This window comes from Brachybacterium sp. (genome assembly GCF_052095815.1).
Taxonomy (GTDB): Bacteria; Actinomycetota; Actinomycetes; order Actinomycetales; family Dermabacteraceae; genus Brachybacterium.
Genome location: NZ_JBQDLF010000017.1, coordinates 32,093 through 41,002, shown reverse-complemented (window position 1 = coordinate 41,002; position 8,910 = coordinate 32,093). Strand labels below are relative to the sequence as shown.

General features: G+C 69.2%; 6 protein-coding genes. 4 read left to right on the top strand and 2 right to left on the bottom strand.

Annotation, left to right across the window (positions count from 1 at the left end):
* Positions 1-231 precede the first annotated feature (231 nt).
* The gene (locus ACTH43_RS08805; RefSeq protein ID WP_441444534.1) at positions 232-1,191 is read right to left on the bottom strand and encodes a sugar-binding transcriptional regulator; all 960 of its coding nucleotides are present in this window, start codon (positions 1,189-1,191) and stop codon (positions 232-234) included.
* A gap of 122 nt (positions 1,192-1,313) precedes the next feature.
* Here ACTH43_RS08805 and ACTH43_RS08800 point away from each other — a divergent pair, with 122 nt between their 5' ends.
* The 4 genes from ACTH43_RS08800 (at position 1,314) to putP (ending at position 7,679) form a co-directional block, all read left to right on the top strand.
* The gene (locus ACTH43_RS08800; protein ID WP_441444533.1) at positions 1,314-3,062 is read left to right on the top strand and encodes a glycerol-3-phosphate dehydrogenase/oxidase; all 1,749 of its coding nucleotides are present in this window, start codon (positions 1,314-1,316) and stop codon (positions 3,060-3,062) included.
* 257 nt (positions 3,063-3,319) lie between these two features.
* Positions 3,320-4,051, top strand: coding sequence for an MIP/aquaporin family protein (locus tag ACTH43_RS08795; protein ID WP_441444532.1), 732 nt, complete (start codon positions 3,320-3,322; stop codon positions 4,049-4,051).
* 86 nt (positions 4,052-4,137) lie between these two features.
* Positions 4,138-5,682 carry a glycerol kinase GlpK gene (gene glpK / locus ACTH43_RS08790; RefSeq protein WP_441444531.1) on the top strand — a complete coding sequence of 515 codons (1,545 nt, stop codon included), beginning with the start codon at positions 4,138-4,140 and terminating at the stop codon, positions 5,680-5,682.
* A gap of 416 nt (positions 5,683-6,098) precedes the next feature.
* Positions 6,099-7,679 (top strand): sodium/proline symporter PutP, encoded by a 1,581-nt coding sequence (gene putP, locus ACTH43_RS08785; protein WP_441444530.1) that lies wholly within the window; start codon positions 6,099-6,101, stop codon positions 7,677-7,679.
* A 177-nt stretch (positions 7,680-7,856) separates the two neighbouring features.
* Here the strand turns inward: putP and ACTH43_RS08780 are convergent, their stop codons facing one another.
* Positions 7,857-8,756: an SMP-30/gluconolactonase/LRE family protein gene (locus ACTH43_RS08780; RefSeq protein WP_441444529.1), complete on the bottom strand. Its 900-nt coding sequence runs from the start codon at positions 8,754-8,756 to the stop codon at positions 7,857-7,859.
* Between the last annotated feature and the right edge of the window lie 154 nt (positions 8,757-8,910).

Sequence of the window (8,910 nt, the reverse complement as noted above, 5' to 3'; positions counted from 1 at the left end):
GGGGGGGGCTTTACCGCGCGGGTGGGGTCGCCCCCCTGCGGGCCCGGACGATGCCGCGCCTGACGGGGGCATGTTCGGGCTCGGAATCGACCGGAATCGACGCAGAGAGCGCGGCGCACGGTGCGGGCGGCGCGGGGCGCAGAGCGAGCGGCTCAGGGCGCGGGGCGACTCAGGGCACGGGACGCATGACGCAGCTCGCGCGGCGCGGGGTGTGGGCGATGGCGGAGCGTCTCAGCGGAGGGCCAGCAGGTGCGCGGCGGTGACCTCGTCGAGGACCACGTCGGTCGCGACGCCGGCCCGCAGCGCCGCACGCAGGGGGAGCGCCTTGCGGGAGCCGGAGGCCACGAGCAGGCGGCGCGGGATCCGGGCGAGCTGATCCGGTGAGGTGCCGGAGCCACGGGCGTTCATCGCGATGTCGCGGTAGCCGCCGTCGGCGCGCAGGAAGACAGTGCACACATCGCCCACCGCGCCGTCGGCCCGCAGCGAGTGGAGGTCCTCCTCGGTGAGGTAGTTGTGCGTGTAGACGTGGCTGGGCACCTCGGCGTCGAACGCCCCGACACTGAACACCGCGACCGTCGCCTGCTGCTGCACGTCCAGGACCCGCTGCACGGAGCGCTCTCGCCACATCGCCTCGCGGGTCGCGGGGTAGTCGAAGAAGGCGGGCACCGGGAACTGGTGCACGGTCGCATCCCAGCGGGTGGCCGCGCGGGCGAGCACGGTGGCGATGTAGGTCAGTCCCGAGCCCTCCACGTTGATCGCGCCGTTGAGCTGCACGATCCGCATCCCCGGCACCGGCCTCGTCCGGACCTTGCTGAGCAGAGCCGCCATGGTGGTGCCCCAGGCGATGCCCAGGGTGGTCCCGGGTTCCAGCATCTCGTCGAGCAGGGTCGCGCCGGTCTCGACGACCGTGTGCAGGCGCTCGCGCTCGTCCGCGCCTGTGCCCATCGGCACCACATGCGCCTGGACCCCGTACTGCCGAGCGATGCGCCGACCGAGCTCCTCCACCCGGTGCGCCTCCGGCGGGCGCAGCGAGATCTGCACCAGCCCGGCCGTACGGGCGTCGGCGAGCATGCGGGAGACGGTGGAGCGGGAGACGGACAGCGAGCCCGCGATCGCCTCCATCGTCTGGCCCTCGCCGTAGTACATCCGTGCAGCCGCGAACGCGGTTTCCAGGCGGCCCTCGGGGATCATGCACCCAGTGTTGCACGTTCGTGCATCCGGCTTGCATCAGCCTGCACGGAGGTTCCACGATGTCGGTGACGGGTGCCCGCAGGATGCGGCACCCGAAGACGTCACGGCAAAGGAGCACCCACGTGTCCGATCAGCAGCGGTCCGCCCTCACCCCGGCCAGCCGGGAGGAGCACCTCGCGCGTCTGCGTGCCGCGACCGCACAGGACCCGCTCGACGTGCTCGTCGTCGGCGGCGGGGTCAACGGGGCCGGGGCCGCTTTCGATGCTGCCACCCGCGGTCTCTCCGTCGGCCTCGTGGAATCTCACGACTGGGCCAGCGGCACCTCCTCGCGCTCCTCCAAGCTGATGCACGGCGGCCTGCGCTACCTGCAGATGCTCGACTTCAAGCTCGTCGCCGAAGCGCTGCGTGAGCGTGACCTGCTGATCCAGCACACGGCTCCGCACCTGGTGAAGCCCATCAAGTTCGTCTTCCCCTTCTTCAAGAAGGTCGTGGACCGTGCCTTCATCGGCTCCGGCGTGATGCTCTACGACGCGATGCAGTCCATCGGCCACAAGCGTGCCGTCCCCTTCCACCGCCACCTCCTGCACGACAAGATGCTCGAGGTCTTCCCGGGCCTGGACGGCGAGAAGGCCGTCGGCGCGCTCGAGTACTACGACGCGCAGATGGACGACGCCCGCTTCGTGATGATGCTGGTGCGCTCTGCCGCGCAGCATGACGCCGTGGTCGCCAACTACACCACCGTCGTGGACTACCTGCACGAGGGCACCCGCGTCATCGGTGCCCGGATGCGCGACGAGGAGACCGGCGAGGAGTTCGACGTCCACGCCCGCGCGACCGTCCTCGCCGGCGGCGTCTGGACCCAGGACCAGCAGGAGCTCGCCGGGGCCGATGCCGGTCTCGAGGTGCTCGCCTCCAAGGGCGTCCATATCGTCGTGGACCGCGATCGGATCTCCGCTGTGCCGGACACCGGCATCATCACCCAGACCGAGAAGTCGGTCCTGTTCATCATCCCGTGGGACGAGTACTGGGTCATCGGCACCACCGACACCCCGTGGACCCAGGACCCGCGCGACGTGGGCGCGACCAGCGACGACATCGAGTACGTGCTCGAGCACGCCAACGCCGTGCTCGCGGAGGACCTCGGCCGCGAGGACGTCATCGGCGTCTACTCCGGCCTGCGCCCGCTGCTGCAGCCGGTGAAGAAGGGCGCAGGCGGCTCCTCCTCGTCCACGAAGGTCTCCCGTGAGCACACCGTCATGGAGGTCGAGCCGGGGCTGTCCGCGATCGCGGGCGGGAAGTACACCACCTACCGGGTGATGGCCGAGGACGTCGTCGACTTCGCGATCAAGGACTCCCAGCCGGGCCGCCCGAGCCTGACCCGCTCGATCCCCGTGATCGGCGCCCAGGGCTATGAGGCGCTCATGCGCGACAAGCGGGAGATCGGCCGACGCTACGGCTTCGACGAGATCCGGGTGGACCGGCTGCTGTTCCGCTACGGCGCCCTGCTGACCGATGTGCTCGCGCTGATCGATGAGGATCCCGTTCTCGGGGCGCCTCTCGAGCACGCCCCGCGCTACCTGCGGGCTGAGGCGCTGTACGCGGTCCGTGCCGAGGGCGCGCGCCACCTGGCGGATATCCTCCAGCGCCGCACCCGCCTGGACTACGAGACCCGCGACCGCGGCGTCGACGCGGCCGCAGAGGTCGCTGCGCTCGTCGGGCCCGAGCTGGGCTGGGACGATGCCGCCCGCCGCCGCGAGGTCGAGACCTACCGCAATCTCATCGCCGCCCGTCTGGACGGCGAACGCACCACCAGCGATGAGCAGGCAGCAGCCCGCCTCGCCGACGCCCCGGAGGTGCCCACCCGACGATGACCGACCCTGTGCCCGGAGACGAGATCCGGGCACTGCGTGGGGCGCGCACCGCGTGCGCCCCCGCAGAGCTCTCCCCGAGCTCTGCGACCGGCCGATCCGAGTTCCGCCCGACGCGCCCCCGCTCCATGACGAGCGGCCGGGCCGGCGTCACCCGTCCGACATGCCGTGCCCACTGATGCCGCGGCATGGACGTCGCGGAGCCCGATCTCAGCCGGAATCCGATCCGCACCGACGCGGATCGCTGAGGAGAACCACACATGGAAACACTCGGAACCATCCTGCTGTCCGAGATCGCGGGCACCGCGATGCTGACGCTGCTGGGCGGTGGCGTCGTCGCCAACGCCATCCTCGGCAAGACCAAGGGCAACGGCGGCGGCTGGCTGATGATCAACTTCGGCTGGGGACTGGCGGTCTTCGCCGGCGTCTGGACCGCCTTCAAGACCGGCGCCCACCTGAACCCCGCGGTCACCATCGGCCTGCTCACGAGCGAGGCCACCGAGTACGCGCCAGGCATCCCGATGACCTTCGGCACCACGATCACCTACTTCGTGGCAGAGCTGATCGGTGCCTTCCTCGGCGCCGTGCTGGCCTGGCTCGCGTACAAGAACCACTACGACCAGGAGACGGACGCCGGCACCATCCTGGGTACCTTCTCCACGGGTGCGGAGATCCGCTCCCGCGGCTGGAATGTGGTCACGGAGATCATCGCGACCTTCGTGCTGGTGTTCGTGATCATCATGTTCGGCAACACCCCGCATGAGCTCGGCCCCCTCGCGGTCGCCCTGCTGGTGCTCGCCATCGGCGCCTCCCTCGGCGGGCCGACGGGCTATGCCATCAACCCCGCCCGAGACCTCGGGCCGCGCGTGGCGCACGCGATCCTCCCGATCAAGCACAAGGGCGGCAACGACTGGGGATACTCGTGGGTGCCGATCGTCGGCCCCATGATCGGCGGTACCCTCGCGGGCCTCGCCTCGATCCTCTACTTCTGAGCAGCACCTCTGTTCGAACCAGCAGTCTCGCGCCCGAGCGTGGCGCTGCGACCTCACGACCTCTCATCCACGACGAAGGAGTTCCGATGAACGACCAGACGATGTACATCATGTCGATCGACCAGGGCACCACCTCGACCCGCGCGATCATCTTCGACCATGCCGGTCAGATCGTCTCCAGCGGCCAGAAGGAGCACGAGCAGATCTTCCCGAAGTCCGGCTGGGTCGAGCACGACCCCAAGGAGATCTGGAAGAACACCCGCGATGTGGTCGGCAAGGCGCTCGTGAACGCCGAGATCAACCGCCACCAGATCGCGGCCGTGGGCATCACCAACCAGCGCGAGACCGCCGTGGTGTGGGACAAGGCGACCGGCGAGCCGGTCTACAACGCGATCGTCTGGCAGGACACCCGCACGCAGAAGATCTGCAACGAGCTCGCCGGCGACGAGGGCGCCGACAAGTACAAGGAGCGCGTGGGCCTGCCGCTGGCGACCTACTTCTCCGGTCCCAAGGTGAAGTGGATCCTCGACAACGTCGACGGTGCCCGGGAGAAGGCCGAGGCCGGGGAGCTGCTGTTCGGCAACACCGACTCGTGGCTGCTGTGGAACCTCACCGGCGGAAGCAAGGGCGGCGTGCACGTCACCGACGTCACCAACGCCTCGCGCACGATGCTGATGAACATCGACACCCTCGACTGGAACGAGGACATCGCGAAGGACATGGGCATCCCGCTGTCCATGCTCCCGGAGATCCGCTCCTCCTCCGAGGTGTACGGCAAGGGCCGCAAGAACGACCTGCTCATCGACACCCCGATCGCGGGCATCCTCGGGGACCAGCAGGCCGCGACCTTCGGCCAGGCCTGCTTCGAGGTGGGCCAGGCCAAGAACACCTACGGCACCGGCAACTTCATGCTGATCAACACCGGTGAGGACCTGGTGCGCTCCGAGAACGGGCTGCTCACCACCGTCGCCTACAAGATCGGCGACAACAAGCCGGTCTACGCCCTCGAGGGATCGATCGCCGTGACCGGCTCGCTCGTGCAGTGGGTGCGCGACAACCTGGGCCTGATCAAGGACGCCCCCGAGATCGAGGATCTCGCGAAGAAGGTCGACGACAACGGTGGCCTGTTCATCGTCCCGGCCTTCTCGGGCCTGTTCGCCCCGCACTGGCGCTCCGACGCGCGCGGTGCGATGGTCGGCATGACCCGCTTCCACAACAAGAACCACATCGCCCGGGCCACCCTGGAGGCCACGGCCTTCCAGTCCCGCGAGGTGCTGGATGCGATGGTCGCCGACGCCGAGAGCGAGGGCGTGGAGCTCTCGGAGCTCAAGGTCGACGGCGGCATGGTCATGAACGAGACCCTCATGCAGTTCCAGGCCGACATCCTCGGCGTGCCCGTGGTGCGTCCGAAGGTCATCGAGACCACCGCGCTCGGCGCCGCCTACGCGGCCGGGATCGCCGTGGGCTTCTGGGACGGCGAGCAGGACGTCATCGACAACTGGGCCGAGGACAAGCGCTGGGAGCCCGCGATGGACGACGAGACCCGCGACCGCTACATGCGCCTGTGGAAGAAGGCCGTCGAGCGCACCCTGGACTGGGTCGACGACGACACCGAGGCTCTGTACAGCTGACCCGCTGAGCACAGCGGAGTTGCACAGCCCTGTGCACGTGCTTCCCGATGGGAGCCGCGTGCGCAGGGCTGTCGTACACGGTCGACGCGCGAGGGTGACCCTTCGGTAGCAATCTGCTCGTGTGAGACCCTGGCGGGTGAGGTGGATCACGCTCCGCCACGCCGGAGGGCAGGGCCCGTTTCACAGTGCTGTGACCAGCAGGGTCGTCGACGATCCGTCGTCGATGCATGACTGCGATTCCCCCACCTCGGCAGTTCGCGGCGAGTACGGTCGGAGAGATCACCACCGACCCAGACGCCGTGCGGCGTTCCGTTGCCGCGCCGTGAGGTGCTGAGCAGGCGCGCCGAGCAGTCGTCCTGTCCCATTCCCCACTCCCCACCTCCCCACTTCCCCGCATCTGAGATCGGAGTCCTCCCATGGATCTCGCCTTCAAACTCGTCGCACTGGCCGTCTACTTCCTCGCGATGATCGGCATCGGCATGTACGCCTTCCGCAAGACCAAGGGCGGTGAGGACTACATGCTCGGCGGACGCCAGCTGCATCCGTTCGTCGCCGCCCTGTCCGCCGGCGCCTCCGATATGTCCGGTTGGCTGCTGATGGGCCTGCCGGGTGCGCTCTACATGAATGGTCTGGTCGAGGCGTGGATCGCCGTCGGCCTCACCGTCGGCGCCGGCCTGAACTGGTTCTTCGTGGCCCCTCGGCTGCGGCAGTACACGCAGATCGCCGGCAATTCGATCACCGTGCCGAGCTTCTTCGGCAACCGCCTTCACGACCGCACCAACGTTCTGCGGATCGCTGCGGGCCTGATCATCCTGGTGTTCTTCACCTTCTACGTCTCCTCGGGCATGGTCGCCGGCGGCGTGTTCTTCCAGTCGATGTTCGGCGGGCCCTATCTCACCGGCATGCTGCTGGTCGGCGGCGTCACCATCCTCTACACCCTGTTCGGCGGGTTCCTCGGCGCCAGCTATACGGATGTGGTCCAGGGCATGATCATGCTGGTCTCCCTGATCCTGGTGCCGGTCACCGCGATGTTCGTGGTTGGCGGACCGGCGCAGATGTTCGCCTCCGTGCGCGAGGTCAATGCCGACTTCGGCTCCATGACCTCCGGCGGCACCGCCATCGGCATCATCTCGGCGCTGGCCTGGGGCCTGGGCTACTTCGGCCAGCCGCACATCATCGTGCGCTTCATGGCGCTGCGCTCCTCGCGGGATGCCAAGTACGGCCTGGTCGTGGGCATGAGCTGGATGATCATCTGCGTGATCGGCGCCGTGTTCACCGCACTCGCCGGCCTGGCGTACTTCCAGCAGAACGCGGACGCGATCCTCACAGACACCAAGAACGGCGAGTCGGTGTTCCTGGACCTCTCGCAGCTGCTGTTCCATCCGCTGATCGCCGGCGTGCTGCTGGCTGCGGTGCTCGCAGCGATCATGTCCACCATCTCCTCACAGCTGATCGTCTCCAGCTCGGCGCTCATCGAGGACCTCATGGGCGGCATCGGTATCAGGCTCAGTGCCAAGGGCGCCCTGTGGGGCGGCCGCATCGGTGTGCTGGTGGTCTCGATCATCGCGGTGCTGCTGGCCCTGGACCCGGGCAGCTCCGTGCTCGGCCTGGTGGCCTTCGCCTGGGCCGGCTTCGGCGCCGCCTTCGGGCCGATCGTGCTCCTGTCGCTGTTCTGGCGTCGCCTCACCGCGGCCGGTGCCGCAGCGGGCATGGTCGCCGGTGCCGCGGTGGCCTTCGTCTGGGGACAGTTCTCCCCCGATGTCGCGTGGGGTCTGTTCGGCGAACAGCACCTGTACGAGATCATTCCCGGCTTCCTGGTCTGCCTGGTGCTCGCCGTGGTGGTCAGCCTGGTCACCCCGCAGCCGCCCGCGAAGGCGATGGAGGAGTTCGAAGACATGCTCGAATCCTTCGCCAGCGGCGAGGCCCGTGACCGCAGCGCGGGGGCGGCCGGGGCCGCACCCGCCGCCGGCCCCAGGGGCACCACCGGCACCGTCTGAGCCGCAGGGAGCACCGGGTCGCCACGCCAGAGGCCCGCTCCCGTTTGAGGCCATGCGGCCGCGATGGATCGGACGATTCCGAGCCAGATCTTCCACATTTCTGGCTCGGAATCATCCGATTATGGGCGCTGGGCGCTGGGCGCTGGGCGCCGGGTGCGGCAGTGCGCCCGGGCCGGGTCAGCCGCCGAAGAGCAGCTCTGTCTCCGGCCCGCGCACCCCGGGTCGCACTGCGAACAGCGATCCGGCCGCCGGATCCTCCCCGTCGGGCAGGTTCTCGCGGCTGGTGGTGATGAACAGGGTCGACCTGTCCGCGCCGCCGAAGGTGCAGGCGGTGACCTGACGGGCGTCCACCGAGATCTTCTCGGCCACCGCGCCGTGCTCGTCGAGGCCGAGCACCTGACTGCCGGAGTGCATCGCCACCCACACCCGGCCCTCGGCATCGAGGCAGAGGCCGTCGGGATGGCCGTCCTCGCCGCTCAGGTCGGCGAAAGGCCTGCGCTCCACGAGCCCGTCCTCGTCGGACCAGTCGAAGAGATCCACCCGGCCGGTCGGAGTGTCGACGTAAAAGGCGCGGGTGCCGTCGGCCGTGAACGCGAGACCGTTGGAGATCGTCAGATCACCGAACTCACGGGTGGTGGTGCCGTCGGGTCGCAGCCGCCACATCGCGGCCGCACCCTGCGGAGCTCCGTAGCCCATCGTGCCGCACAGGAACGAGCCGTCCGGGGCGATGGCCCCCTCGTTCATCCGTACCGGCTCGTCCCACAGGTCTGGCAGCGGCTCGATCGAGCCATCGGCGTCCTCGAGCCCGAAGCCCTTCTCGAGCGCGAGCACGGCGCCGCCGCTCGAGGCCGGACGCACACAGGCGACCACCGAGCTCGGGGCCGGGAAGCGGGTCACCTCGCCACCGGGGCCGTCCGCCAGCAGGGGCGCGCCGCCGGCCCGGACCGATCCCTCCGGGCCCAGGTGCATGATGTCCCCGGCGAGCATGTCCACCCAGCGCAGGCCGCCCCAGGTGTCGGACCAGTACGGTCCCTCGGCGTGATGGCAGATCGAATCGGTGATGCGTTCGGCGTGCATGGGACCCTCCAGTTCCGCGGGGTGATGCAGAGCGCCGACGAGCAGCTCGTCGGTCCGGCCCACCGTACGCGGGGTCCGCGCGTGGCGGGCGATGATGCCGGCGTCGGCCCGACCCTCCACCGGGGCGAGTCGAGGCACGGCGCCCGGACTCGCG

Coding starts and splice junctions, on each gene's coding strand:
- ACTH43_RS08805 (WP_441444534.1), bottom strand. CDS start 1,191: ATGATCCCCGAGGGCCGCCTGGAAACCGCGTTCGCGGCTGCACGGATG.
- ACTH43_RS08795 (WP_441444532.1), top strand. CDS start 3,320: ATGGAAACACTCGGAACCATCCTGCTGTCCGAGATCGCGGGCACCGCG.
- glpK (WP_441444531.1), top strand. CDS start 4,138: ATGAACGACCAGACGATGTACATCATGTCGATCGACCAGGGCACCACC.
- putP (WP_441444530.1), top strand. CDS start 6,099: ATGGATCTCGCCTTCAAACTCGTCGCACTGGCCGTCTACTTCCTCGCG.
- ACTH43_RS08780 (WP_441444529.1), bottom strand. CDS start 8,756: ATGCACGCCGAACGCATCACCGATTCGATCTGCCATCACGCCGAGGGA.